Below are 25507 nucleotides of genomic sequence, written 5' to 3' on the forward strand. Positions count from 1 at the left end.
TTTCAGCATATGGCAGCCAAGGGCCGGACATCACCTTGGAATAGCTTTTCTACCAATATCATGCTTATCAACGCCGATTTCTCACGCAACGCCATCGTGACGCCGGAGCAATACCAATGGGTGCCGTCGCCGCAGCACGGCGTGGAACGCATGATGCTGGACCGCGTGGGCGGCGAACAGGCACGCGCCACCAGCATCGTGCGCTATGCGCCGGACAGCCGCTTTCCGCCGCACGCGCATCCCGGCGGCGAAGAAATACTGGTGTTGTCCGGCACCTTCTCCGACGCCAGCGGCGACTATCCGGCAGGCTGGTATCTGCGCAATCCGCCGGGCTCCGCCCATGCCCCTTCCAGCAGGAGCGGCGCCACCATCCTCGTCAAATTGCGGCAGATGCCTGCGGATGAACAATCCGTCGTACGCATCGACACGCGCGATCCCGCCGCCTGGACGCGCGAGCGCGGCGGCGAAATCTGCCCGCTTTACTCCGCGTCCTATGAGCAGACCTGTCTGCGGCGCCTGCCCGCCCATGCACCGCTGCCGCGGACCGCAGCCGTGCATGCGGAAATACTGGTTCTGGCCGGATCGATTGCCGACGGACAAGCTTCTTATCCGCAAGGCAGCTGGCTGCGGCTTGCCCGTGGCGCGCAAGCCGCCCTCGACGCCGGCGCCGAGGGCGCCACCGTCTATCTGAAGACCAACCATCTGCCGGACCCGAACGGCGGGAGCCAGCCATGACGACGTCAGTGGACACCGTCATCATCGGAGGAGGACTCGCGGGCCTGTACGCCTCCCTGCTGCTGCAGCGGCATGGCGCCGGCAGCCATATGCTGCTGGAAGCACGCGACAGGCTGGGCGGCCGCATCCTGGGCGCCGGCTCCTACGATCTGGGCCCCACGTGGTTCTGGCCAGCGATCCAGCCCAGGCTTGGCGCCATCGTCCGCGAGTTCGGCTTGTCTATCATCCCGCAACACGAAGCGGGTTTCATGATGGTCGAGCGTTCAGGAACGCCGGTACGTATGCACAGCTACCCCAGCCATCCGGAGTCCTTCCGGCTAACCACTGGCATGAGCGGCCTGATCGATACCCTGCTCGCACGCCTGGATCCGGCATGCATCAAGCTGGGCCGGACCGTGACCCGGCTGCATGCCACAGGCCGCGCCATCGAGGTGCATGCGCGGGACGGCGAGGGACGAGCCAGCGTCTTTCAGGCCTCGCAGGTGCTGCTGGCCGTCCCTCCGCGCCTGGCGCAATCCCGTATCGCTTTCGACCCTCCGCTGCCGAGCGCGCTGGCAACGCAATGGCGCGGCACGCCGACCTGGATGGCTCCCCATGCCAAGTACCTCGCCGTCTACGGTTCGGCATTCTGGCGCGAGCAGGACATGTCTGGCGCAGCCCGCAGCAGCCGGGGACCTCTGGCCGAGGTCCACGACGCCAGCACCCCGCAAGGTCCTGCCCTGTTCGGATTCGTAGGCATGCCCGCGGCGGCGCGCCGGTCGGCAGGCCAGGACGTGTTGATGGCCCTCAGCCGCGCGCAGCTCGCCCGGTTGTTCGGCCCCCTGGCGCTCAAGCCCGAGCGGGAGTTCTACAAGGACTGGGCGCAAGACCCCGACACCTCGACGGCTGCGGACTGCAGGGATGGCGGCGCACACCCGGCAGCACCCGCCGTTGCCGCCGAGACTGGCGTATGGGCGGGTCGCTTGGCCGGGATAGCCAGCGAATGGTCCGCCGCATTCCCCGGCTATCTGGCTGGCGCCATCGATGCCGCGGACGCGGGCGTGAAGTGGCTGCTGAACTCCGCTGCACCCTCCCCCAATGCGGTCCCGCCTGGAGCCCCCGCCCAATGACACGCCTCCCTTCCACCTATCGCGCCATTCGGACCACCGCGCCCGGCCGGCTCGAATTCGTTGAATTGTCCACGCCCGAACCCGGCCCCGGAGAAGTACTGCTGCGCGTCGAAGCTTGCGGCGTCTGTGGCGCCGACGCGGCCGATATCGACAATCCGGCGCTGCAACGGCCGCGCGTCCCCGGGCATGAAGCCGTCGGCCGCATTTCGGCGCTCGGCGCGGGCGTCGACGCCCGCTGGAAGATCGGCCAACGGGTCGGCGTGGGGCGCCTGGGCGGTCATTGCGGCGCCTGCACGCAATGCCGCCAGGGCCTCTTCAATCTGTGCGCGAATCAACCGGTAGTCGGCGTTACCCGGGATGGCGGTTATGCCGAGATGATGCTGGCCCGGGCGACCGGACTGGTTGCCATACCCGACGAGCTCGACGCCATGCAAGCCGCCCCGATACTTTGCGCCGGCATCGCCACCTTCAACGCGCTCCGGAAATCCGGAGCGCAGGCCGGCGATCTCGTTGCCGTGCTGGGCATAGGCGGCCTGGGCCACATGGCGTTGCAATACGCCCGCCGCATGGGCTTGAAAGTGGCGGCAATCGGCCGGGGCCTGGACATCGCCGCTGACGCCTTGCGCCTGGGCGCCCATGTCTACATCGACAGCAACGAGGAAGACGCCGCGCAACGGCTCCTCGACATGGGCGGCGCACAAGCGCTGATCGCCACCATCACCGACACGCAGGCCGTGTCCGGGGCCATGCGCGGACTGGCTCCGCAAGGCCGCACGATGTTGCTGGGCGTGGGCCGCGACCCGCTGGCGGTGCCGCCCGGCTTTCTGGTGGGCGGCGAGCGCACCGTTGCCGGGGCCATGACCGGCACGCCTTGGGAAACTGAAAAAACGCTGAATTTCAGCGTACTTGCAGAGGCGCTGCCCATGGTCGAGACTCTACCCCTGGAGCGCGCAGCTGATGCCTTGCTGCGGCTGAAGTCCGGCGATGCGAAGTTCCGCGTGGTCCTGACCATGGACGCCGCACGAGAACCGCAACGCTCTCGGCAAATCAACACCCATATCAACTAAAAGCACGACTCTCGAGGAGACCCACTTGTCCGCTTCAACCCCGGCGCCATCGGCCGCACCCGGCGCTGAACTCACGCCGCAGGCGCAGCGCGGCAACATCGCCCGGCTGACAATCGCCCAGGCGCTGGCAGGCGCCAACGCCGTCGTGGTCTACGCCACCGGCGCCATCGTCGGCGACATGCTGGCGCCGGACAAGGCGCTGGCGACCCTGCCCATTTCCATCTTTGTGGTCGGCATGGCCGCCTGCATCCTTCCTGCTGGCGCCATCGCCAGGCGCCATGGCCGCCGCGCGGCATTTCTTGCCGGCACCGCCTGCGGCGTGCTGGTGGGCCTGCTGGCCGCCGCCGCCATCGTGCTGAGTTCTTTCTGGCTGTTCTGCCTGGGCACGTTCTTCGGCGGCGCGTACGCCGCCGTCGTGCTGTCGTTCCGCTTCGCGGCGGCCGACGGCGTGTCTCCCGCCAGGCGCGCCCGCGCCCTGTCCTTCGTGATGGGCGGCGGCGTGCTGGCCGGCGTGGTCGGCCCGCAGTTGGTCACGTACACGATGTACCTGTGGCCCGTACACATGTTCGCGGCGACCTATCTCATGCAGGCGGCGGTGGCAGCGGTCTCGGCCCTGGTCCTGCTGGGCGTGCACCTGCCCATGCCCAGCGCGGCCGAAGTTGCGGGCGGACGGCCGCTGGGCGTGATCGCGCGCCAGCCGCGCTTCGTCACGGCGGTGGTCTGCGGCGCCGTCTCCTACATGCTGATGAATTTCCTGATGACCGCCGCGCCGCTGGCCATGCATCTTTGCGGCCATTCCCAGGAAAGCGCCAACCTCGGCCTGCAATGGCACGTCATCGCCATGTACGGCCCCAGCTTCTTCACGGGACGCCTCATCACGCGTTTCGGCGCCGGACGCATCGTCACGGCGGGCCTGGCGCTCACCGGCCTGTCCGCGGCCATCGGCCTGACCGGGATCGACGTGGCCCACTTCTGGGTGACCTTGGTCCTGCTGGGCCTGGGCTGGAACTTCGGATTCGTGGGCGCGTCGGCCCTGGTTCTGGAATGCCACCGGCCGGAGGAAAAGACCCGGGTGCAGTCGCTCAATGACTTCATCATCTTCGGCACCATGGCGGTCGGCTCCTTCGCATCGGGCGGCCTGCTGGCGGCCTATGACTGGGCGACGGTGCTGTGGGTTTCGTTCATTCCCCTGGCGATCGCAGCGGTCGCGCTGCTGGCCGGGTCTGCCAAGTCGCGGCAACAGGCCTGAACCCGGCCGTTCGGCTCAACCGAGGTCGCCGGATACCGGCGGCCTCGCGATGAAAGCCTGCTTGCCATGCCTGTCAAAACCTGCGGACTCGTAGAATCGAAGGGTCGCTTCGTCCTTTCTACCGGTCATCAACATGACCTTGTAGCAATTCCCGCCCCAGGCGAACGCCAGCGCCTCGTCGAGCACCGCCTTGGCAAGGCCCTGACGCCGGTAAGCGGCATCCGTCACCACGTTCTCGATCACGCCATAGGGCCGACAACCACGCGTCAAATTGGGAATGACGGTAAGCGTGCAGCTTGAAGCGAGCTTGCCGTCGGCATACGCGCCAAAAACCCTGTGCCGAGTGCTTTCCATCAGTTCCTGCCAGACCGCTGCGACCGTTTGCGCGCCCGGCAGGGGATCATCCGCTGGATGCAGATGCCGATACAAATCCAGCAGACTCGACAACTCGGAAGCATCCAGCTCACGGATATTCATTGTTCGTTTCCTCTTCGGGGGACGCCCATTATTCCAGGAACGGCCAAGGCCGCCGCTCAAAATCGCTGGATCCCATCGCCCGACGTGTCAGACTAGCTGCCGCCCGCGGTAACGCTTGACCCTCACGCAACGTCAGGTCCCAGAGTTCGTTCCGCGCCATCAACAGGAGGAATGCCGTGCAACTGAAAGTAGGAGAACTGGCCAGGCGAAGCGGGCTGACTGTCCGCACGCTGCACCACTATCACGCGATCGGGCTGCTCACGCCTTCGGCGCGCGCCGACAACGGCTATCGGCTGTATGGCCGCGACGACATCGCGCGGCTGCATCAGATCCAGGCGCTGCGCCGCTTCGGATTGCCGTTGGCCGAGATCGGCGCTTATCTGGACCAGCCCGACACTCCCATGGACGAAATCATCGCCAAGCAGATCGCGATGCTCGACCGCCAGATCCAGCAAGCCTCCCGGCTGCGCGAGCGTCTCGCCCAGCTGCAGGGCCAGTTGGCGCAAGGCAAGGAGCCAGAGCTGGCCGATTGGCTCACCACTCTGGAACTCATGACCATGTACGACAAATACTTTTCCCCCGATGAACTGGCCCGCCTGCCCATGTACCGCAGCAGCCAGAATGGCGACGCCGACTGGCTCGCGCTGGTCAAGGAGGTGCAGGCGCAGATGGATGCCGGCGTCGCGCCCGAAGCGGCGCAGCCGCGCGAACTGGCCTTGCGCTGGATGACCCTGCTGCTGCGCGACACCAATCGCGATCCGCGCCTGCTGGTCAAGCTGAACCGGATGCACGAACGCGAGCCCTCGATGCAGGCGCTCATGGGCATCTCGCCGGCCTTGCGCGATTACGTGCTGCAAGCCTTCTCGGAAAGCAAGCTGCGGATCTACGAGAAGTACCTCACGCCGGACGAGGCGCGCTACATGCGCGAGCATTACGGCGATCGCATTGGCGAATGGCCCGAACTGATGGCCGAGGTGCGCGACGCGCTCGACGCGGGCGTGGCGCCGGACTCGCCCACGGCCCTGGCGTTGGCCCGGCGCTGGCTGGACCTGTTCCGCAGCTATGCCGGCAACGACCCCGCCACCCAGGCGAAATTCCGCCACGCGCTGATGACCGAGCCCGAGCTCACCGCCGGCACCTGGACTGATGACGCCACCCTGTCGTTCATGCGGCAGGCGATGGGCGCGCTGGCGGCGGCGCGCTAGCGCGGGTCCGCCCGGCCATGGGCAGGCCCGCTCCCCGCCGGGCCTGCCCATTTGCTAGACTGACCAGCCCTGTCCCTCGCCTGCCCCAACATGTCCCAGGAAGTCCGCCCCGACCCCAGCGCCGACGATATCGCCAAGGAAATCTCGGCGGCCATCGTCGCGCACAAGCTGCCGCCCGGCACGCGGCTGCGCGAAGAGGCGCTGGCGGGGGTGTATCAGGTCAGCCGGACCAAGATCCGCGCCGCGCTGCTGATGCTGTCCAAGGACAAGCTGATCAACATCGTGCCGGACAAGGGCGCGTTCGTGAGCAAGCCGGACGCGAACGAGGCGCGCGAGGTCTATGCGGTACGGCGCATCCTGGAAGCAGCGCTCGCACGCGAATTCGTGGCGCGGGCAACGGCGGCTGACTACCGCCGCATCGACGCCCATCTGGCCGCGGAGCGCCGGGCGCTGGAAGGCGGCGACGTGCAGGAACGCAACCGGCTGCTCGGACACTTCCACATTCTGCTGGCCGAGACCGTAGGAAATTCCGTGCTGACGGGGATGTTGCGCGAACTCTCGGCCCGCAGCGCCGTCATCACCGTGCTGTATCAAAGCTCGCACGATGCCAGCTGCTCGTCGCAGGAGCATCACGCCTTCATCGAGGCCGCCCGCGCGGGCGATGCCGACCGTGCCTGCGCGCTGATGGACGCGCATCTGGAGCATGTGCAGACGGCGCTGGATTTCAAGAACGGCGGCCGCAGCGGCGGCGACCTGGTCAGCGCCCTGCTCAGCTGAAGCCGGCCCCCGCGCTACGGCTGCGCCTGCGTCCCCGCCAGCAGCTGGCCCATGCGCTGCTGCAGCCAGAGTTCCGTCTCGCTCAGGCTGCCGCCCCTCAGCCACAGCGTACGCACGGACAACATGGGCAGGAACAGGTCCGCGCAGCGCACTCTAACGAGCTCGTTGCTGAAACCCTGGTATTCGCCGATGTTCAGCGGCAGGATGGCCCAGCCCACGCCATTGGCGGCCATGGCAGCGATGTTGTAGCTGCTGTCGGCCCGCCAGACCGACGGGCTCAGCATCACCTGGTCGACGCCGTCCATCTGCATGAGCAACTGCCGGTGACGCGCCAGGTCATTGCGCCCGACCTCGGGCAGCGCGGCCAGCGGATGGCCCTGCGCCACGAAGATGCCCTGCGCCACATTGCCCAGATGGCGATGGGCGAAGGCGCTGCCCGGATCGCCGCGATCAAACTGGAAGGCCAGGCTGGCGCGGCCCTGTTCCACGTAATCGGCGACCTCCGTCGCGGTGCCGTTGAGCTGGGTCAGCTCCAGCGCCGGATAGCGTTCGGCCAGTTCCTTCAGCAACTGGTCGGCCACCAGATAAGGCAGCCCTTCGTCCAGCGCGACGCCCAGGCGCGCTTCGCGCCCGGCGGCAAACGACAAGGCGCGCTGTTCCAGCGCGCCTGCCTGGCGCAGCAGTTCCTGCGCCTCCTGCAACATGACCTCGCCGGCGGCCGTCAGGGTTGCGTTGCGCCGCGACCGGTCGAACAACTCCACGCCCAGGTCCGCTTCCAGCAAGCCTACCGAGCTACTGATCGCCGACTGCGCCCGGCCCAGGCGTCGCGCCGCCGCCGAGAACGATCCCGATTCCGCAGCAGCAACGAAATGACGTAGCTGATCCAGTGTCCATTGCATGTCTCGACTCCTCGTTATCCATCTATTTTATAGATGGTTTCAAACTTTTTTATGCGAATTGGAAGATGGATAATGGCGCCCTCTGAGACCCGGCCAATCCCGGCCCCGCCCGCGTTCGCGGCGCGGCAGGCGTTTCAGTTTCAGGAGTAGAACCATGCAGCGGACTGAACCGAACGCTGTCGCCACGGCCGCGCCCGGCCGCTGGCTGGTGCTGGCCATCGTGTCCAGCGCCTTGCTGTTGATCGTGGTCGACATGACCGTCCTCTATACCGCCCTGCCCCGGCTCACGCATGAATTGAACGTCAACGCGTCGGAAAAGCTGTGGATCGTGAACATCTACGCGCTGGTCGTGTCCGGCCTGCTGCTGGGCATGGGCACGCTGGGCGACCGCCTCGGCCACAAGCGCCTGTTCATGGCGGGGCTGGTCGTGTTCGGCACGGCGTCCCTGTGCGCCGCCTACTCGCCGGGCGCGGCCACGCTGATCGCGGCGCGCGCGCTGCTGGCCGTGGGCGCCGCCATGATGATGCCTGCCACGCTGTCCATCCTGCGCCTGACCTTCGCCGACGAGCGCGAACGCGCCATCGCCATCGGCGTATGGGCCTCGGTTGCCTCGGGCGGCGCCGCTGTCGGCCCGGTGGTGGGCGGCGTGCTGCTGGAGCATTTCTGGTGGGGTTCCGTGTTCCTCATCAACGTGCCCATCGTGCTGCTGGCGCTGCCGCTGGCCTGGCGCCTGATTCCTGCCAGCCGTCCGGACGCCTCCCGCCCCTGGGACCTGCCGGGCTCGTTGCAGGTGATGGCCGGCCTGATCCTGTGCGCCTACGCGCTGAAGGAACTGGGCAAGACCGACCCGTCCTGGCGCGACGCCGGCCTGGCCTGCGCTGCGGGCGCGGCCATGCTCGCCGTGTTTGTGCGGCGCCAGCGCGCGCGGCCTTATCCGCTGATCGACTTCGCCATCTTCCGCAACCTCAGCTTCAGTTCGGCCGTGGCGGCTGCGCTGTTCGCCGCCGCTGCGCTGCTGGGCATGGAGCTGGTGTTCAGCCAGCGGCTGCAGCTGGTCATGGGCATGTCGCCGCTTGAAGCCGCGCTCTTCATCCTGCCGCTGTCGCTGGCCGCTTTCATCGCGGGTCCGCTGGCGGGCTGGCTGCTGGGCCGCGTCAACAGCGCCACCATGCTGTTCCTGTCGTTGCTGGTGTCGGGGCTGGGCATGACCGGCTACCTCCTGAGCTATGACGCGGCGCTGCTGCCGCAGATGGTCAGCCTGTGCGTACTGGGCGCCGGCATAGGCGCCACCATGACCGCGGCGTCCAGCACCATCATGCAGAGCGCCACCCCGGAGCGTGCCGGCATGGCGGCCTCGATCGAAGAGGTGTCGTACGAGCTGGGCGGCGCGCTGGGCGTCACCCTGATGGGATCGATCCTGTCCGGCGTCTATGCGCACACGCTTGCCGTGCCGGTTGGCCTGCCCCAGTCCGACCTGGCGCGCGACAGCCTGGACCAGGCCCTGATCGTGGCGGACGGACTGTCGTCGGACCTGGGCATGGCCTTGACCCGCCTGGCCAAGACCGCCTTCGACACGGGCTATGCCGCAGTCATCGCCACCGCGGCTCTGATGCTGCTGGTCACGGCGGGGTTCGTGCTGGTCAACCGGCGGCGCATGGCGGCCTGAAACAGGCCTGCCATGCCGGCCCCGGCTCAGCAGTTGCGGAAGGCGTGGTCCATGTCGGCGATCAGGTCTTCCTCGTGCTCCAGTCCGATCGACACGCGCACCAGCCCCTCGGACACGCCTGCCGCGTCGCGCTCGGCCGCCGGAACGCCGGAATGCGTGGTGGACGCCGGATGGCAGATCAGCGATTCGGTGCCTCCCAGGCTGACGGCCGACTTGAACAGATGCAGCGCGTTGATGAAGCGGAACGCCTTGGCGCGCCCGCCCTCAAGCACGAAGGCGAAGGTCGAACCCGGCCCGGTGCACTGGCGTTTGTAGACTTCCTGGTAGGCCCGGTCCGCAATCGTCTCCGGATGGAAAATCTGCACTTTTTCATGCGGATTGCCGGACAGCCACTGGGCCACCTTGGTCGCCGTGCGCGCGGCCTGCTTCATGCGCAGCACCACGGTCTCCATCGAACGCGTGATCATCCAGCAGGAATGCGGGTCCAGCTGAGAGCCGAACGCGCTGCGGATGGCTCGCACCTTCTTGACCAGCGTCTTGCTGCCGGTGACCGCGCCCGCAACCAGGTCGCTATGGCCGCCCACATACTTGGTCAGCGAATACACGCACAGGTCCACGCCATGCTCGGCCGGTTTCTGGAAGATCGGGCCCAGCAGGGTGTTGTCGCACACCGACACGGGACGATAGCCGTGCCGCGCTTCGAAGGCGTCCAGCTCATTCTTCATGGCCTCGAAATCGATCAAGGCATTGGTCGGATTGGCGGGCGTTTCAACAAAAAACAGACGCACCGGCCCCTGCGCCGCCGCGGCCTCCAGCGCTGTGCGCATGCTCTTGGCCGACAGGCCGTCCTCGACGGCATGCGAACCTATCCCCCACTCCGGGAAAATCTTGGAGATCAGGGTTTCGGTGCCGCCATACAGCGGCACGGATTGCACCAATTGATCGCCGGGCCGCAAGAATGCCAGGAACACGGCGCTGATCGCCGACATGCCGCTGGAGGTCACCGCGGCGTCTTCCGAACCATCCAGCAGCGCCAGGCGGTCCTCGACGATTTCCAGGTTGGGATGGTTGAAGCGGCTGTACACCAGCCCCGCGGACTCGCCCTGGGGCAAGGGTTTGCGGCCCGAAACCAGATCGAAGAACGCCGCGCCATCCTCGGCCGAGCGGAACGCGAAGGTAGACGTCAGGAACACCGGCGGCTTGACCGCGCCCTCCGACAGGAAGGGGTCGAAGCCGTACGACATCATCTGGGTTTCGGCATGCAGCGGGCGGCCGAAAATGTCCTTCTTGTGGTAGCTGGAGTAACTCATGCTATGCCTCTCTGTCTGGTTTCCGGGTGCCCGGCCGGGCCGTCGGGCTGGCGCTTCACGCATGCGAAAACAATAGCGCCGCCCGCCTCGGGCTGCATGGAAGAATGACAGTAGCCGGCCGCAAGAGTCCTTCCGCTTGCATCGTCCGGCGAGGACAGTGAGAAACAATATTTCCCCTTATGGGGATTTCCTGAAAGGCGCTGCCTGATTACCTCAACTTGGCGCAATCGACAGGAAAATCATGAAACCCGCGGAGGATGGCTGGCGCAGCCTGCCTGCGGCCGCGCCCTACATCACCCCGGGAACAACGCGATTGCGGCCCTGCCGCTTGGCTTGATAGAGGCCTCGGTCGGCCACCTGGATCAGGTCGGTGCAGGGCTGGTCGCCTTGCGGCACCGCCGTGGCCGTGCCGATGCTGACCGTCAGCCACGGGCCGTCGCCAGTGTCCTTCTGCGGAATCTGCAAGGCTTCCACCGCGCGGCGCAGCTTCTCGGCGGCCAGGCGCGCGCTGCCGGCCGGGGTGCCAGGCAATACCAGCGCAAACTCCTCGCCGCCAAAGCGCGCCGCCAGGTCGGTGGACCGGTCGCAACTGGCGAAGATGGTGTTGGCCACCCGCTTGAGCGCCTCGTCGCCAGCGATGTGGCCGTAGGTGTCGTTGTAGGCCTTGAAGTGGTCCACGTCGATCATGAGCATGCTGATTTCGCGGCCGTCGCGGCGCGCACGCTGCCACTCGGCATTGAGGTATTCGTCGAAATAACGGCGATTGCCCAGGCCCGTCAGGCCGTCGGAATTGGTCAGCCGGCGCAGCTCCATATTGCTTTCCAGCAATTGCTGCTGGCTCTGGCGCAAGGCCTGGTAGGCCTCGTCGCGCTGCACCAGGGCCAGGTAGGAGCGCGAGTGGTAGCGGATGCGCGCCACCAGCTCGATGGAGTCGGGCAGCTTCACCAGATAGTCGTTGGCGCCGGCGGCAAAGGCCGCGCTCTTGATCGCCGGATCTTCCTTGGTGGACAGCACGATGATGGGGATATCGCGCGTCACCGGATGGCCACGGTACTCCTGCACCAGGCTCAGTCCGTCCACGCCCGGCAGCACCAGGTCCTGCAGGATGACGGTGGGCCGGGTCTGGATCGCCACGGCCAGCGCCTTTTCCGGATCCGAGCAATAGTGGAAGTCGATGTTGCCCTCCGTGGCCAGGGCCCGCCTGATGGCCTCGCCGACCATCACCTGGTCGTCGACGAGCAACACCATGGCCGCATGCGAATGCAGGTTCGCCGAAGCCGAGCTGTCAATGGGAGGTTGCATAGTGAGTCCTTGAATGCTGTCGAGGTCCGCGCGCTCAGGCAAAGGCCTGGATCACGCGGGGAGCGATTTGGTCCAATGGGCGGATTTCCACGGCCGCCTGCATGGCGGCCGCGGCCTTGGGCATGCCGTAGACGGCGCTGCTGGCCTGGTCCTGCGCAATCGTCAGGTAGCCGCGTTCGCGCAGCGCCTTCAGCCCGCGCGCGCCGTCCTGGCCCATGCCCGTCAGCAGCACGCCGACGGCCAGGCCGCGCCAGTGCTGCGCCACGCTATGGAAAAAAACGTCGATGGAAGGCCGGTACAGGCTTTCCTTGGGAGTTTCGGTGTAGCGCAGCGTGCCGTCGGCCAGCATGTGCAGATGGTCGCCGGTGCCGGCCAGCAATATCTGGCCAGGTTCGGGCCATTCGCCCTCGCGCACCAGCCTGACGGGCAGCGGCGCCTGTTCATTGAGCCAGTCCGCCATGCCCGCGGCAAACGAGGCGTCCACGTGCTGTACCAACACGATGCCCGCGGGGAACTCCGGCGGTATTCCCTTCAGCAGATGCGCCAGCGCCGGCGGACCACCAGCCGATGCGCCGATGACCAGGAGCCGCTTGGCATCGCCCTGTTGCATGGGCCGGGCCACCGGCGTCAGGGCAGGCCGCTTGCCATAGCGGCCGATCAGCCAGCCCACGTTGCGGATCTTGCGCAGCAGCGGCGCAGACGCCGTGCGCATGTCGCCGCTGCCGATTACCGGGGTATCTGCCGCGTCCAGCGCCCCATGGCCCATGGCGTCGAACACGCGCGAGGTATGGCGCGCCACGTCGGCGGTCACCACCACGATCGCGCAGGGTGTTTCGGCCATGATGCGGCGCGTGGCTTCGACGCCGTCCATGATGGGCATGATGAGGTCCATCAGCACCACGTCCGGCCGGTCGCGGGCGCACAGGTCCACGGCCTCCTGGCCGTTGGTCGCGACCCAGGCGAGGTCCAGCCCCGGCTCCAGCGCGATCGCGCGCCGCAGCACTTCCACTGCCATCGGCATGTCGTTGACGATTCCGACTCTCACGTGCGCGCCTTTCCGATCAGGTCTTCCACCGCGTCGAGCAGCGCGTCGTCATGGAAGCTGCCCTTCGCCAGATAATAGTCGGCGCCGGCGTCCAGCCCGCGCCTCCTGTCCTCTTCCCTGTCCTTGTACGACACCACCATCACCGGCAGGCCCTGCAGCTTGGGATCGGCCTTGATGCGCGACACCAGTTCAATGCCGTCCATGCGCGGCATGTCCACGTCGGTCACGACCAGGTCGAACGACTCGCTGCGCAACATGTTCCAGCCGTCCATGCCGTCCACGGCCACGGCCACGTCGAAGCCGCGGTTCAACAGCAGCTTGCGCTCCAGCTCCCGCACCGTAAGCGAGTCGTCCACCACCAGCACGCGCTTGCGCCGCCGCGCCTGTTCGGCCGCGCCCGCGCCGTCCACCCGGCTCAGCTGTCCGCCTTCCACCAGCTTCTGCACCGACACCAGCATGTCTTCCACGTCGAGGATCAGCAGCGGCGTGCCATCGTCCATCAATGCGCCCGCCATCACGTCCTGCACCTTGCCCAGACGCGGGTCCAGCGGCTGCACCACCAGCGTGCGCTCGCCCACGTAACGGTCCACGGCAACGCCATAAAGCCGGTCGTGGTCGCCCACCAGCACCACGCATACCGTTTCGGAGGCTGGCGCGGCGCCGCCCGTGCGCAGGATCTGGCGCGCGGACACCAGCCCGATCTGCCGGTCCATGAAGCGGAAATGCTGATGCCCTTCGAGCTGTTCGATGTCTTCGGCGCGCACTTGCAGCGCGTGGTTGACGTAGGCCAGCGGGAATGCGTAGATCTCTTCCTGCACCTCGACCAGCAGGCTGCGCACCACCGAGAGCGACAAGGGCATCTCCAGCATGAAACGGGTGCCCTGCCCCGTCTGCTGCTGGATGCGCACCGCGCCGCGCAACTGGCGCACCATGGTCTGCACCACGTCCAACCCCACCCCGCGCCCCGAGATCTCCGTGACTTCGCCGCGCGTGCTGAAGCCCGACAGGAACAGGAACTCCAGCAGCTCGGCCTCGGTCAGCCGGGCCGCGGTTTCCGCGCTGGCCAGCTTGCGCTGCACCACTTCCACGCGCAGCCGGTCCAGCGAAATGCCGGCGCCGTCGTCGCTGAGTTCAATCAGCAGCATGCCGGCCGCATGGCGCGCCGACAGCCGGATACGGCCTTCAGCCGGCTTGCCCGCCGCCAGCCGGTCCTGCGGCATCTCGATGCCGTGGTCCACCGCGTTGCGCAACAGGTGCATCAGCGGCGCGTCGAGCTTTTCCAGGATGTCGCGATCCACCTGGGTGGACTCGCCTTCGATTTCCAGCCGCACCTGCTTGCCCAGCGCGCGGCCTACGTCGCGGACCATGCGCGCCATGCCTCCCACCCCGTCGCCGAACGGCCGCATGCGGCAGGCCAGCGCGGTGTCGTACAGGCGCTGGGCCAGGTGGCCCATGCGCCAGCCGAATTCGTCGACCTCGCCGGTGCGCTGCGACAGCTCCTGCTGGCATTGCTGGACGATGCGCAGGGCATCGTCCAGCGCGGCTTGCGCCTGCGCGTCCAGCGCCTGGCCCGCCAGGGCCGCGCGCACGCCGTCCAATGCCTGGACCGCGCCCGCCTGCATGCGCTTCAGACGCAGCATGGACGCGCCAAAGGGCGCGATCCAGTGCGACTCCACCAGGGTCTCGCTGGACAGGCCCAGCAATTTGTTGAGGGTGTCAGCCGTCACGCGCAGCACGCGTTCGCCCTCGCCCAATCCCGCGTCCGAACTGCGCCTTTGCACCGCTGCGGCGGGCGGTTCATCCAGGACCGGAATCGGCGGCAGGAAATCCGAGGGCTTGGGGACCGGCGCGGCAGCCTGCGCTGCCGGCAACGCAGGCGCATTGCTCAGGCGCTTCACCAGCTCGTCGATCTCGCTACCCAGCTCCACACCCGGCGTGGCCACGCGCTGCAACAGGTCCGCGCCCATCAGCAGGGCATCGATGTCCGCGGCCTGCAGCCGCAGCCGGCCTTCGCGCGCCTCAACCAGGCAATCCTCCATGGCGTGCGCGATGCGCACCGCCGGATGCAGATCGACGATGCGGGCCGCGCCCTTGAGCGAATGGGCCGCGCGCATGCAGGCTTCCAGCTGCGGCGCGGACGTGGGGTCGTGCTCCAGGGCCAGCAGGCCCTTGTTCAGCACCTCCACCTGGGTGCGGGTCTCCAGCTGGAACAATTCCAGAAGCGAGGCATCGCGCATCTGATCCGGATTCACGCCAGGCTCCGTTCCAAAGCTTGCATCAGCAAGGTCTCGTCCAACACGCCCACGGCGCGGCCGCCGCAGCGGGCCATGCCGCGCGAGTACTTGAGGCTTGCGCCCTCCACGGTCGCGGGCAGGGGCTCCAGCCCGTCCAGGTCCACGGCGTGCATGCCTTCGACCTCATCCACCGGCACGACCACCGCGCGGCCTGCGCCGCCCAGTATCAGCATGCGCGCCGTGGCGGGCCGCTCGCGCGCGTCCTCCGCTGCCGCCTCCAGGCCCAGCAGGCGCGCCAGCGACACGCACACAGTGAGGGAGCCGCGCACATTGGTCACGCCCAGCATCGCCGGATCGCGCCGGTGCGGCAGGCTCAGGATGCTGCGGGTGCCGGCCACTTCGTCCAGCGCCCGGGTCGGCAGCCCCAGCCATTCGCGGTGCACGCGGAACACCAGCAGCGAAGACAGCCTCGCGCGCTCCTGCTGGGCCTCTTCGGCGCCCTGCTCTTCCATTTGCGGCGGCAGACGGTCAAGTATGCGCTTGGCCGCCGCCGCATAGACCGGACAATTGCGGCAATGCACGTGGTCGGCCAATTGCGCGCAACTCTTGTCGCCGCGGATGCCGATGCGGTTCCAGCAGTCGTCCACGTCGGACAGCGCGCCCATGATTTCAACCACGTCGCGCCTCCCCGCGAGCCGCGCGCGCCTGCAGGCGGCTGGCCGCTTCGTGATCGCCGTCCGACGCCACCAGCGCGGCCAGATGCAGCAGGGCTTCGCGATGGGTCGGATCGAGATAGAGCGCCTTGCGGTAGGCCGCTTGCGCCTGCCGCGCGTCGCCTGCCGCGTCCTGCAGCAAGCCTTGCAGATACAGGGCTTCGGCGCTGGCGCCGTGGGTGCCTATGTGCGCCTGGCACTGCGCCATGGCGTCCTGCACCCGGCCCTGGTCGGCCAGGGCCGCGATATGGCGCAAGGAGGCCTGCGCGTCGCGCAATCCGGCCGAGGCGACCACGGGCGCCGCGGGTATCGCCGGTATGGGCGCATGCGCCAGGGGCAGGCCGGGCTCCGGCGCCTGGGCCAGCGGCCGCCTGGGCGGCGTCCAGCTGTGCACGATGGGCCGCGCTGCCGCCGGCGCGACAGGCTCGGCCGGCGGGGGCAGCGGCTTGGCCAGGAAGGCGAACGAACGCGCCATGGGCACTGCCGGCAGCCTGCGGCCGGTCAGCAAGGTGGTTTCGGCCGGGCCGACGAAAAGCACGCCATCCTCGCGCGTAAAGCTGCGCAGCACCTGCACGGCGCGGGCCTGCGTTGCCGCGTCGAAATAGATGAGCAGATTGCGGCAGAACACAAAGTCATAGGGCGCCACCCCTGCCAGCAGATCGGGATCGAACAGATTTCCGGCCTGGAACCGCACCTGCGCCGCCACGTGGGCGGCCAGCTGGTGGCCGTCGGCGGTCTCCGAAAAATAGCGGTCGCGGTACCCCAGGTCATCGCCGCGGAATGAATTGCGGCCGTACAGGCCGCGCCGCGCGAATTCGACCATGCGCACGCTGATGTCGAAGGCGTCGATCTGGAAACGTTCGGCGGGCACGCCGGCGTCCAGCAGCGCCATGGCGATGGAGTAAGGCTCCTCGCCGCTGGAACAGGGCACGCTCAGCACGCGCAACACACGGCCTTCGGCGCCCGTGGCGTACAGGCGCGCCCGCGCCAGCGCGGCCATGGCCGCCTGCGATTCGGGATAACGGAAAAACCAGGTCTCCGGCACGATGACCGCTTCGATGAGCTGCTGCATCTCGGCAGGCGCCGCCTGCACCTGCCACAGGTAATCCTGCTCGTCGGCAATGCCGGCCATGCCCATTCTGCGCCGCACCGCGCGCTCGACGGCGGCCTTGCCGATGGAGCCGCTATCCAGGCCCATGCGCCGCTTGAGCAAGGCGCTGAACTCGTCGATCAGCATCATGGCCGCGCCTCGCGCGCCGCGCCTGCGGCGTCGGCGGGAAACAACAGCGCCTGCACGGGCGCAGGCAGCAGGTCGCGCACGTTGACAGCCTGCACCATGCCGTCGGCATCGCCGAGCACCGCGCCCAGATAGCGCGCCTGCGGATTGTCCAGGCCGCCGGACTGAAACGCTGCGGGATCGTAGTGCACGGTTTCGGTCGCCTGCTCCAGGATCAGCCCCAGCAGATGTTCCGGCCCGTCCGACTGCGCCTGATAGCGCACCAGGGCCAGCCGGGTGCTGGTGACGGCGGCGGCCGCGCCGCCCCCCGCCAGCGCGCTCATGTCGATGACGGGGACAGCCACGCCGCGGCGGTCCATCACGCCGGCCACCCACGCCGGCGCGCCCGGCACCTGCTTGAACGGGCGCAGGCCCAGCACCTCGGCGATGTCTCTTGCGTCCAGCGCATAGCGGTCGCCGCCGATGCGGAACAGCAGGTACAGCCGGCGTCCGGCCGCAGCAGAGGGAGCGCGCTGCGCCATGGCAACCATCACACCTTGAAGCGCGAAACGCCGCTGCGCAGGTCGTTGGCGACCAGCGTCAGTTCTTCGATCGCCAGCGTGGACTGGCGCAGCGATTCCACGGTCTGCTGGGCGGCGTCGCTCAGCTGCTGCAGGGCCTGGTTGATCTGTTCGGCGCCGGTGGCCTGCGCCTGCATGCCTTCGTTGACCATTTGCACGCGCGGCGCCAGCGTCTGCACCTGCTGGATGATCTGCGACAGCTGGTCGCCCACCTGCTGCATGTCGGCCATGCCGCGTCGCACTTCCTCGGAGAACTTGTCCATGCCCATGACGCCGGCAGACACCGACGACTGGATCTCGCGCACCATCTGCTCGATGTCGTAGGTGGCGACGGCGGTCTGGTCCGCCAGCCGGCGGATCTCGGTCGCCACCACCACGAAGCCGCGGCCGTATTCGCCGGCCTTCTCGGCTTCGATCGCCGCGTTCAGCGACAGCAGGTTGGTCTGGTCCGCCACTTTCGTGATCGTAGTAACCACTTGCGTGATGTTGCCGGCCTTCTCGTTCAGGATCGCCAGCTTGGCGTTGACCGAACCGGCCGCCCCGACCACGTTGCGCATGGTGTCTTCCATGCGCGCCAGGCCCACCTGCCCGCTGCCCGCCAGCGCCGCGGTCTGCTCGGCCGCGCCGGAGACTTCGGCCATGGTGCGCACCAGCTCGCGCGAGGTGGCGGAGATTTCGCGCGAGGTCACGCCGATCTCGGTCGTGGTGGCGGCGACTTCGGAGGCCGTCGCCTGCTGCTGCTTGGAAGTGGCCGCGATCTCGGTGACGGAGGTGGCCACCTGCACCGCGGAGCGCTGCGTCTTGCCAACCAGACCGGTCAGCTCGTCCACCATGCCATTGAAGCCGGTCTCGATGGCGTTGAATTCGTCCTTGCGCGCCAGCGTCAGTCGCCGTGTCAGATCGCCGCCGCCGGTGGCCTCCAAGGTCTTGACGATGGCGCGCATGGGGTTGGCGATGGCGCGCATCAGCAGGATGCCGCAGATGATGGCCGCCACGATCGCCAGGCCCAGCGACAGCAGCATGCGCGTTTCGGCGCTGTTCACCGATTGCTTGATGGCGACGGCCGCTTCGTCGGCCTGTTTCTTGTTTTCCTGCACCATCCTGGCGAGGATGTCGCGGCCCTTGTAGAACGCCGGCCGCAGTTCCGCCTTGATCAGCGCCTGCGCCCGCGCCGGGTCCGCCAGCGCGGCAGGCGCAAGAATGTTGGCGCGGATGCGTCTGTACTCCTGCAGTTCCTTCTCGAACTCCTCGAACATCTGCCGGTCGTCGGCGCGCGCGATGGTGCGACGGTATTGCTCGATATCGTCCGCCAGCAACTTATCGGTCTCGGGCAGACCCGCCAGGATGCGGCTGCGTTCCTGGTCCGTCTCCATGTTGAACGCGTCCTGCACCAGCACGAAGCCGGCGAACCAGGAGGCCCGGATCGAAGTGCTGTAGTAGATGCCGGGCACGGCATCATTGTTGATCAGCTCGACTTCCGACTCGATGACCAGCAGGCGCCGGTAATCCATCACCACCATCAACGCCATGATGGCCAGAATCGCCAGGAAGCTGGCCAGGATGCGCTGGCGTAGTGTCAGATTCTTCATGCCGGGAGACCTCTATGCAAAATCAACTCGTCGATTGGACCGAAATATTCTGGAACAGAACCGGGGACACAAGGCTGTCCATTTATTACGGGATGTTGTGAGTTGGTTGACAATTATTGCAAAGGCAAACGCTGACAGCCACGGAAAACGCCGAAATTGCGGGAAATATGGCGCTTTGCGTCGGAAAAAAGCAAAGCCCTCTTACAAGGGCTTGTCTTTTCCCGCAACAATGCGTACCGGACCCGTTTTCAGGCGGCGCCGCTCCAAAGCGCCGCGGGCGGACGGGATTGCACCCAGTCTTGCGCCTGCCCATAGGCGTGCGCAAGCTGCAGCACAGCCAGGTCCGCCTGCGGCGGCCCGATAAGCTGCATGCCCATGGGCAGCCCTGCGGCGTTGAATCCCACCGGCACGCTGATCACCGGGCAGCCCGCCAGCGTCCAGGGCGTGACGGTCTCCATCCAGCGGTGATAAGTGTCCATGGGACGCCCGGCGATCTCCTTGGGCCAGTCCAGCGCCGCGTCGAAGGGGAACACCTGGGCCGACGGCACCGCCAGATAATCCACGTCGTCGAACATGCGCTGCACGGTCTGGTACCAGGCGCTGCGCTCTTCGGTGGCCTGGTAAACCTGCCGCGCCGTCATGCCTTCCAGCCCTTCGACTTCCCAGACCACGGCCGGCTTCACCAGCTTGCGGGTTTCGGGATTGTGGACGAGGGGGTGCAGTTGTCCGCCCACCATCAAGTGGCGGTGAGCCAGCCAGATGCGCCAAAGGCGTTCGCCGGCGAATGGCACCTGGTAGTCGACCGCCTCGCAGCCGGTCTGCGCCAGGCCGGCCAGCGCCTGCTCGCACAGGTCCAGAATGCCCGCCTCCATCGGCAGGTAGCCATTCCAGTCGCCCAGCCAGCCCACGCGCTTGCCCCGCAGGTCGGCGTCCAGGGACTGCGCGAACTGCGCCGGGTCGCCGGTCAGGGACAGCGGCACGCGGCGGTCGGGCCCCGCCATCACGGACAGCAGCATGGCCACGTCGCGCGGTGTACGGCCCATCGGCCCCTCAACCGCCAGCTGCTTGAGGAAAACCTCGGTCGACGGTCCGTAAGGCACGCGGCCAGCGGACGGGCGCATGCCGTAGACGTTGCAGAACGCCGCGGGATTGCGCAGCGAGCCGCCGAAATCGCTGCCGTCCGCCACCGGCAGCATGCGGGCCGCCAGCGCGGCCGCAGCGCCGCCGCTGCTGCCGCCCGCGGTCCGGGACGGATCGTAGGGGTTGCCCGTGACGCCATATACCTGGTTATAGGTGTGCGAGCCCAGGCCGAACTCCGGCACGTTGCTGCGGCCGATGAAGATGGCGCCGGACGCGCGCATGCGCTCGATGATGATGGAGTCGTGCGCCGTGACCTGGTCCTTGTAGACCAGCGAGCCCATGGACGTGACCATGCCGCGCACGGCGGTCAGGTCCTTGGGCGCCTGCGGCATGCCATGCAGCCAGCCCAGCCACTGTCCCGCGGCCAATTGGGCGTCGCGCTCATCGGCCTCGCGCAGCAGTTCGTCGCTGTCGCGCCGGGCGACGATGGCGTTGAGCTTGGGATTGACCCGGTCGATGTGCGCCAGGTAGGCCGCCATGACCTCGCGGCAGGACACCTGACGCTTGCGGATCGCCTCGGACAGCGCGTGCGCGGGCATCGCCACGATGTCGTTCAATGGGACGGCTGCGGCCGGGGCGGCAATGGTCATGCGGGTCTCCTTGCGGCGCGCCTTCGACTCGGGGCGCCTGATCATATGGGGTCACGCTTGCCGGACGCCGGCCGCGCAGGCAGACGATACTACGCAAACCACAGGCGCCGCGCTTGGCGCGCCGGATCCCGCGGCAGGCCGGAAAACTTGCGCCAGATCAAACCGCAGGCTGGCGCACCCGCCCTAAGATCGCCTTCCGCCCCACAAGGAGACGACCTTGACCTCAGACGCAGACATCTGCACCGAAGCCGAAATCCGCGACCTGGTGCACGCCTTCTACGGCAAGGCGCGCGCGGACGCGCAGCTGGGCCCGGTCTTCAACAGTCAGGTGCACGACTGGGACGAGCATCTGGCGACCCTGTCGGATTTCTGGTCCGCCGTGCTGCTGGGCACGCGCCGCTTCACCGGCATGCCCATGCCCAAGCATGCCGCCATGCCGAACCTCAGCGCAGAACTGTTCGAGCGCTGGCTGGCGCTATGGCAGGAGACCACCGACGCCCTGCCCAACCGGGCGCTGGCCGACGCAGCCCAGGAAATGGCCCGGCGCATGGCGCGTAGCCTCTGGTATGGGTACCAGCTCAGCCGCGACCCCAGCCAGCCGCTGACCGAACTGCACCCGGCCTGATCACTCGATCCGCCACCAGCCCGGCAGCAGCCCGCGCACCTTGGCGCGGCGGTAGCGGTCGTCGATCAGGTGCACCGTGCCCACGTCGTGTTCCGTGCGGATGACGCGGCCCGCCGCCTGCACCACCTTCTGCATGCCGGGGTACAGGTAGGTGTAGTCGTAGCCGTTCTCCACGCCATAGCGCAAGTCCATGGCGCGCTTCATGTTCTCGTTCACGGGATTCACCTGCGGCAGCCCCAGCGTGGCGATGAACGCGCCGATCAGCCGCTTGCCGGGCAGGTCCACGCCTTCCGAAAATGCGCCGCCCAGCACCGCGAAGCCCACGCCCTGCCCCGTTTCGGTAAAGCGCGCCAGGAACGCCGCGCGGCCCGCCTCGTCCATGCCCGGCGTCTGCAGCCAGATCGGCACCGCGGGATGGCGCTCACGCATCAGGTCCGACACCTGGCGCAGATAGTCGAAACTGCTGAGAAAACCCAGGTAGTTCCCCGGCCGCTCGGCGTATTGCCGCGCAATCAGTTCGACGATGGGCGCCAGCGAACGCTCGCGGTCGCGATAGCGCGTGGATACGTTGCCCACCACCCGCACCGCCAGCTGCTCGGCCTGGAATGGCGCGGCCACGTCCAGCCAGGGCGTGGCCGCGGGCAGGCCCAGCGTGTCGCGGTAGAACTGCTGCGGGCTCAGCGTGCCCGAGAACAGCACCGTGGCATGCGCCGCCGCGTAACGCGCCGCGAGGTACGGCGCCGGGATCACGTTGCGCACGCACAGCACGGAGGGCGGCGTCTTGGCGCCGGCCGCGCTGGCGTCCGACAGGGTCACATCGAACAGCGCGTGCGAGCCGAACTGCTCGGCCAGCCGCATGAATTGCAAGGCCTCGAAGTAGAACCCCAGCACGGGATCGTCCTGCGGCAGCGGGTTCTCGGCCATGTGCTCCATGATCGCGCCCACCGCCTTCTGCACCGCGGCCAGCACGCCGGCCGCGACCTCGTCATAGGCCTGGTAGCGCTCCGCCTGCTTCTTGTTGAGCGCGTTCCATGAGCGCTGCAAACCATCCAGGGACTTCTTCAGCCCCTTGGGCGCGGCGTAGCGCGCCGCCGCGAGCGAGGCCTGGTCGAGCTCGCCCGTGTACATGCGGCGCGCCCGGTCGACCAGATTGTGGGCCTCGTCCACCAGCACCGCCACCTTCCATTGGTACACCTGCGTCATGGCGTACAACATCGCAGTGGCGTCGTAGTAGTAGTTGTAGTCGCCCACCACCACGTCGCTCCAGCGGATCAGCTCCTGCGACAGGTAGTACGGGCAGACCTGATGTTCGCGCGCGGTGGCCGCCACCGTGGCGGCATCCAGCCGCGCATGCGACAGCGCGGCTTCGCGCGCCTGCGGCAAGCGGTCGTAGAATCCCTGCGCCAGCGGGCAGGACTCGCCGTGGCAGGCCAGGTCCGGGTGGACGCAAGTCTTGTCGCGCGCCTGCAAGTCCAGCACCCGCAAGCCGGGCGCAGCCGGCTGCGCGTTGACCGTGTCCAGCGCCTCAAGCGCCAGGCCGCGGCCCGGACTCTTGGCGGCCAGGAAGAAAATCTTGTCCAGGCTCGCGCCCGGGCTGGCCTTGAGCAGCGGGAAGATCGTCCCCAGCGTCTTGCCTATGCCGGTGGGCGCCTGGGCCATCAGGCAGCCGCCGTCGCGCGCCGTGCGGTACGTGGCCACGGCGAGCTCGCGCTGCCCCGCGCGGAACTCGCCGTACGGAAACTTCAGCGCTTCCAACGCCGCATCGCGCGCCTGGCGGTGCGCAAGCTCGGTCGCTGCCCAGGCCAGGAATCTTCCGCATTGCTCGCGGAAGAACGCCTGCAGCGCGGCGGCCTCGTGCGTTTCCACCAGCACCGTCTCTTCCTCGGTGACCACGTTGTAGTACACCAGCGCCACGCGCAGGCTTGCAAGTCCGCGCGCCTGGCACAGCAGATGCCCGTACACCTTGGCCTGCGCCCAATGCACTGCGCGGTGGTTATCGCGCACACTTTCAAGCTGGCCGCGGTAGGTCTTGATCTCTTCGAGCTGATTGGCAACGGGGTCGTAGCCATCGGCGCGGCCGCGCACCAGCAGGTTTTCATGCAGGCCGGACAGCGCCACCTCGGTCTCGTAATCCGGCCCCCGGCGCCCCGTCACCGTAGCGTGGCCCGCCATGCCCTCCAGGCCGGTGGGCGCGGGCGTGAAGCGCAGGTCCAGATCCCCCGCCCGCGCCGTGAATTCGCACAGGGCGCGCACCGCCACGGCGTAGCTCATGCCGCGTCCTCGCGCCAGCTGACGTGGCACACCCGCACCGGCATGCCGTGCGACACGCAGTACCGCAACCAGCGGATCTGGTTGTCCTGCAACTTGTCGCCCGGCCCCTTGACCTCGATCAGCTCATAGCGGCGCTCGGCCGGCCAGAAGCGGATCAGGTCCGGCAAGCCGGAGCGGTTGGTCTTGACGTCGCGCAGCAGGCGTTCGAAGTACAGCTTCAAGTGGGCGGCAGGCAGGCAGTCCAGCGCCTGCGTCAGCAGGTCCTCGGACAGGGAGCCCCAGAAAACAAAGGGCGATTGCAGTCCGGATTTTTCGGCGTAGCGTTGCAGGATCAGGTCGCGGTAGCCTGGCGTTTCCAGCTGCGCCAGGCATTGCGCAAACAGCGCCGCGCGGCGCTCATGGAAATCCGGCGCGTCCAGGTCCGCCGGACCGCGCTGGAACGGATGGAAGAAAGCGCCCGGCAAGGGCGCGAACACCGCGGGCCAGCACAGCAGTCCGAACAGCGAATTGATCAGCGCGTTTTCCACGTAGTGCACGGGTGCTTCGTCCCGATGCAGGTGATCGCGGGTGACGAATTCGACCGAAGTTCGCTCTGCCGGGCGAGCCAGCGTCAGATCGGTGCGCAGCAAGGCGGGAGCCGACTCGCGCGCCGGAGCGCCCTGCCCCGCGCCGCGATACAGCCGCGGCAGCATGCGCGCCAGGCGCTGGCTTTCCTCTTCGCTTTCAGGTTGGGCCTGCGCCTGCAGAGCCAGGGCCAACGCGTCGCCGTGCCGCGCCATGCGTTCATACACGCGGATGCGGCGATGGCGCGCGCCAGGATATGCGCAGGCCTCGTACACGCGCTGCGCGGTGTCCCAGTCCTGCGACCGCTCGCAGGACTGCCCGATGCGCAACAGCACTTTGGCGCGACGCTTTTCGAGCCAGGGGTTGGCGCTGGCGCAGGCCTGCACGGCCTGCATCAGCGCATCGGCATCCGCCCCCTCATCCAGCGCGACGCGGCAGGCGTGCAGCGCCAGATAGCAGTCCACATCGTCGCGCGTCTGGAAGGCGCGCGACGAGGCATCGAACGGCACGGTCTCGTACTGGAATACGCCCAGGTCGGCCAGCACGAACTCCGACCAGTCCTGGTGCAGATTGCCGAAGAACATCAGGCGGAATCGCTCACAGACATCCGATACGGTCACGCGCCAGACTGACTCGTCCGCTGCAGGATTCCAGTCCGCATAGGGCCGCGCATCCGCGCACGCGACGCGCACGGCCTCCAGCAGATCGCCCTTGCGCGGGGCGGACTTGGCCGGCACCTGCGCAAACATGCGATTCAGCTCCGGCTTGGTATGCAGGCCGAAGAGTTCATCCAGCGTCATCGGCGCCTGCGCGTCCAGCCAGCCCAATTGCAGCAGCGGCCCGGCGGCGGCCTCGGCCGCGCCGATCTCCTCGTAGGTCAGCCGGCTGGCGCGGAACCATGGCCCGCGCCGCATCAGCATGCGCACCATCAGGGCCTGGGATGCCTGCGGCAAGGCCGGAAATTCCGCCATGAAGCGGCGCTCGGCGTCGTCCAACAGGTCGGCGTAGCGGTCGCCCACCCACGTCAGCGCGCGCTGGAAGTTGTGCAGATAGTAGTAACGGTAGGCGGGGAACATCGGCCGGGCCGGAAGACTGGATATTTATCCAGCAATCATAGCAGGCGCGACCGGCCCGCGTCCCTCT

The 25507-nt window shown here is 67.7% G+C and carries 21 protein-coding genes; 8 read left to right on the forward strand and 13 right to left on the reverse strand.

Annotation, left to right across the window (positions count from 1 at the left end):
- Nucleotides 1–60 precede the first annotated feature (60 nt).
- Genes IB259_RS07155 through IB259_RS07170 form a run of 4 tightly spaced genes read left to right on the forward strand, consistent with a single transcriptional unit; the run spans nucleotide 61 to nucleotide 4160 of the window.
- Nucleotides 61–735 (forward strand): cupin domain-containing protein, encoded by a 675-nt coding sequence (locus tag IB259_RS07155; RefSeq protein ID WP_192328898.1) that lies wholly within the window; start codon nucleotides 61–63, stop codon nucleotides 733–735.
- Nucleotides 732–1844 carry an FAD-dependent oxidoreductase gene (locus IB259_RS07160; protein ID WP_192328194.1) on the forward strand — a complete coding sequence of 371 codons (1113 nt, stop codon included), beginning with the start codon at nucleotides 732–734 and terminating at the stop codon, nucleotides 1842–1844. Before IB259_RS07155 ends, IB259_RS07160 begins: the two co-directional genes overlap by 4 nt.
- Nucleotides 1841–2911, forward strand: a complete 1071-nt coding sequence (locus IB259_RS07165) for an alcohol dehydrogenase catalytic domain-containing protein (protein ID WP_192328197.1) — start codon at nucleotides 1841–1843, stop codon at nucleotides 2909–2911. The genes IB259_RS07160 and IB259_RS07165 overlap by 4 nt, the downstream gene beginning before the upstream one ends.
- A gap of 25 nt (nucleotides 2912–2936) precedes the next feature.
- Nucleotides 2937–4160, forward strand: a complete 1224-nt coding sequence (locus tag IB259_RS07170) for an MFS transporter (RefSeq protein WP_192328200.1) — start codon at nucleotides 2937–2939, stop codon at nucleotides 4158–4160.
- 15 nt (nucleotides 4161–4175) lie between these two features.
- On the opposite strand, the gene IB259_RS07175 is transcribed toward IB259_RS07170, so the two are convergent.
- A complete protein-coding gene (locus IB259_RS07175; RefSeq protein WP_125472167.1) occupies nucleotides 4176–4637 on the reverse strand; it encodes a GNAT family N-acetyltransferase in 462 nt (153 codons plus the stop codon).
- A gap of 176 nt (nucleotides 4638–4813) precedes the next feature.
- Between IB259_RS07175 and IB259_RS07180 the strand changes: the two genes are divergently transcribed.
- Nucleotides 4814–5842 carry a MerR family transcriptional regulator gene (locus tag IB259_RS07180; RefSeq protein WP_192328204.1) on the forward strand — a complete coding sequence of 343 codons (1029 nt, stop codon included), beginning with the start codon at nucleotides 4814–4816 and terminating at the stop codon, nucleotides 5840–5842.
- A 90-nt stretch (nucleotides 5843–5932) separates the two neighbouring features.
- A complete protein-coding gene (locus IB259_RS07185) occupies nucleotides 5933–6619 on the forward strand; it encodes a GntR family transcriptional regulator (protein WP_054456386.1) in 687 nt (228 codons plus the stop codon).
- A gap of 14 nt (nucleotides 6620–6633) precedes the next feature.
- Here the strand turns inward: IB259_RS07185 and IB259_RS07190 are convergent, their stop codons facing one another.
- Nucleotides 6634–7518, reverse strand: a complete 885-nt coding sequence (locus tag IB259_RS07190; RefSeq protein WP_192328207.1) for a LysR family transcriptional regulator — start codon at nucleotides 7516–7518, stop codon at nucleotides 6634–6636.
- Between the two features lie 154 nt (nucleotides 7519–7672).
- Here IB259_RS07190 and IB259_RS07195 point away from each other — a divergent pair, with 154 nt between their 5' ends.
- The gene (locus IB259_RS07195; RefSeq protein ID WP_192328210.1) at nucleotides 7673–9184 is read left to right on the forward strand and encodes an MFS transporter; all 1512 of its coding nucleotides are present in this window, start codon (nucleotides 7673–7675) and stop codon (nucleotides 9182–9184) included.
- 26 nt (nucleotides 9185–9210) lie between these two features.
- Here the strand turns inward: IB259_RS07195 and IB259_RS07200 are convergent, their stop codons facing one another.
- The 9 genes from IB259_RS07200 to IB259_RS07240 form a co-directional block, all read right to left on the reverse strand.
- Nucleotides 9211–10494, reverse strand: a complete 1284-nt coding sequence (locus IB259_RS07200; protein WP_192328213.1) for a cystathionine gamma-synthase family protein — start codon at nucleotides 10492–10494, stop codon at nucleotides 9211–9213.
- A 288-nt stretch (nucleotides 10495–10782) separates the two neighbouring features.
- Nucleotides 10783–11796, reverse strand: a complete 1014-nt coding sequence (locus IB259_RS07205) for a PleD family two-component system response regulator (protein WP_054456382.1) — start codon at nucleotides 11794–11796, stop codon at nucleotides 10783–10785.
- A 34-nt stretch (nucleotides 11797–11830) separates the two neighbouring features.
- On the reverse strand, nucleotides 11831–12841 hold the full coding sequence (locus IB259_RS07210) for a chemotaxis response regulator protein-glutamate methylesterase (protein WP_054456381.1): 1011 nt from the start codon (nucleotides 12839–12841) through the stop codon (nucleotides 11831–11833).
- Nucleotides 12838–15093, reverse strand: coding sequence for a hybrid sensor histidine kinase/response regulator (locus IB259_RS07215; protein WP_192328216.1), 2256 nt, complete (start codon nucleotides 15091–15093; stop codon nucleotides 12838–12840). The genes IB259_RS07210 and IB259_RS07215 overlap by 4 nt, the downstream gene beginning before the upstream one ends.
- Complete coding sequence (locus IB259_RS07220) at nucleotides 15090–15740, reverse strand: chemotaxis protein CheW (RefSeq protein ID WP_192328901.1); 651 nt, start codon at nucleotides 15738–15740, stop codon at nucleotides 15090–15092. Before IB259_RS07220 ends, IB259_RS07215 begins: the two co-directional genes overlap by 4 nt.
- 4 nt (nucleotides 15741–15744) lie before the next feature.
- Nucleotides 15745–17028 (reverse strand): protein-glutamate O-methyltransferase CheR, encoded by a 1284-nt coding sequence (locus IB259_RS07225; RefSeq protein ID WP_082401157.1) that lies wholly within the window; start codon nucleotides 17026–17028, stop codon nucleotides 15745–15747.
- Nucleotides 17025–17555, reverse strand: a complete 531-nt coding sequence (locus IB259_RS07230) for a chemotaxis protein CheW (protein ID WP_370528692.1) — start codon at nucleotides 17553–17555, stop codon at nucleotides 17025–17027. The genes IB259_RS07225 and IB259_RS07230 overlap by 4 nt, the downstream gene beginning before the upstream one ends.
- A complete protein-coding gene (locus IB259_RS07235; protein WP_054456378.1) occupies nucleotides 17555–19174 on the reverse strand; it encodes a methyl-accepting chemotaxis protein in 1620 nt (539 codons plus the stop codon). Before IB259_RS07235 ends, IB259_RS07230 begins: the two co-directional genes overlap by 1 nt.
- A gap of 248 nt (nucleotides 19175–19422) precedes the next feature.
- A complete protein-coding gene (locus tag IB259_RS07240) occupies nucleotides 19423–20904 on the reverse strand; it encodes an amidase (protein WP_192328222.1) in 1482 nt (493 codons plus the stop codon).
- A gap of 217 nt (nucleotides 20905–21121) precedes the next feature.
- On the opposite strand from IB259_RS07240, the gene IB259_RS07245 reads away from it, so the two are divergent.
- Entirely contained in the window at nucleotides 21122–21529 is a 408-nt protein-coding gene (locus IB259_RS07245) for a group III truncated hemoglobin (protein ID WP_119451386.1), read from the forward strand.
- Here the strand turns inward: IB259_RS07245 and IB259_RS07250 are convergent, their stop codons facing one another.
- Together IB259_RS07250 and IB259_RS07255 are read right to left on the reverse strand one after the other, a co-directional pair.
- Complete coding sequence (locus IB259_RS07250; protein WP_192328225.1) at nucleotides 21530–23800, reverse strand: ATP-dependent DNA helicase; 2271 nt, start codon at nucleotides 23798–23800, stop codon at nucleotides 21530–21532.
- Nucleotides 23797–25440 carry a VRR-NUC domain-containing protein gene (locus IB259_RS07255; RefSeq protein WP_192328228.1) on the reverse strand — a complete coding sequence of 548 codons (1644 nt, stop codon included), beginning with the start codon at nucleotides 25438–25440 and terminating at the stop codon, nucleotides 23797–23799. Before IB259_RS07255 ends, IB259_RS07250 begins: the two co-directional genes overlap by 4 nt.
- Between the last annotated feature and the right edge of the window lie 67 nt (nucleotides 25441–25507).

Origin of the sequence: Achromobacter sp. ACM04 (assembly GCF_014851465.1) — a bacterium.
GTDB classification, from domain to species: Bacteria; Pseudomonadota; Gammaproteobacteria; order Burkholderiales; family Burkholderiaceae_B; genus Achromobacter; species Achromobacter aegrifaciens.

Excerpts from the sequence above, each read along its gene's own strand:
- IB259_RS07255 (WP_192328228.1), bottom strand. The coding sequence starts at position 25,440 with ATGTTCCCCGCCTACCGTTACTACTATCTGCACAACTTCCAGCGCGCG.
- IB259_RS07195 (WP_192328210.1), top strand. The coding sequence starts at position 7,673 with ATGCAGCGGACTGAACCGAACGCTGTCGCCACGGCCGCGCCCGGCCGC.
- IB259_RS07230 (WP_370528692.1), bottom strand. The coding sequence starts at position 17,555 with ATGGTTGCCATGGCGCAGCGCGCTCCCTCTGCTGCGGCCGGACGCCGG.
- IB259_RS07220 (WP_192328901.1), bottom strand. The coding sequence starts at position 15,740 with ATGGGCGCGCTGTCCGACGTGGACGACTGCTGGAACCGCATCGGCATC.
- IB259_RS07205 (WP_054456382.1), bottom strand. The coding sequence starts at position 11,796 with ATGCAACCTCCCATTGACAGCTCGGCTTCGGCGAACCTGCATTCGCAT.
- IB259_RS07160 (WP_192328194.1), top strand. The coding sequence starts at position 732 with ATGACGACGTCAGTGGACACCGTCATCATCGGAGGAGGACTCGCGGGC.
- IB259_RS07155 (WP_192328898.1), top strand. The coding sequence starts at position 61 with ATGCTTATCAACGCCGATTTCTCACGCAACGCCATCGTGACGCCGGAG.
- IB259_RS07225 (WP_082401157.1), bottom strand. The coding sequence starts at position 17,028 with ATGATGCTGATCGACGAGTTCAGCGCCTTGCTCAAGCGGCGCATGGGC.
- IB259_RS07200 (WP_192328213.1), bottom strand. The coding sequence starts at position 10,494 with ATGAGTTACTCCAGCTACCACAAGAAGGACATTTTCGGCCGCCCGCTG.
- IB259_RS07240 (WP_192328222.1), bottom strand. The coding sequence starts at position 20,904 with ATGACCATTGCCGCCCCGGCCGCAGCCGTCCCATTGAACGACATCGTG.
- IB259_RS07165 (WP_192328197.1), top strand. The coding sequence starts at position 1,841 with ATGACACGCCTCCCTTCCACCTATCGCGCCATTCGGACCACCGCGCCC.
- IB259_RS07250 (WP_192328225.1), bottom strand. The coding sequence starts at position 23,800 with ATGAGCTACGCCGTGGCGGTGCGCGCCCTGTGCGAATTCACGGCGCGG.
- IB259_RS07190 (WP_192328207.1), bottom strand. The coding sequence starts at position 7,518 with ATGCAATGGACACTGGATCAGCTACGTCATTTCGTTGCTGCTGCGGAA.
- IB259_RS07175 (WP_125472167.1), bottom strand. The coding sequence starts at position 4,637 with ATGAATATCCGTGAGCTGGATGCTTCCGAGTTGTCGAGTCTGCTGGAT.
- IB259_RS07235 (WP_054456378.1), bottom strand. The coding sequence starts at position 19,174 with ATGAAGAATCTGACACTACGCCAGCGCATCCTGGCCAGCTTCCTGGCG.
- IB259_RS07185 (WP_054456386.1), top strand. The coding sequence starts at position 5,933 with ATGTCCCAGGAAGTCCGCCCCGACCCCAGCGCCGACGATATCGCCAAG.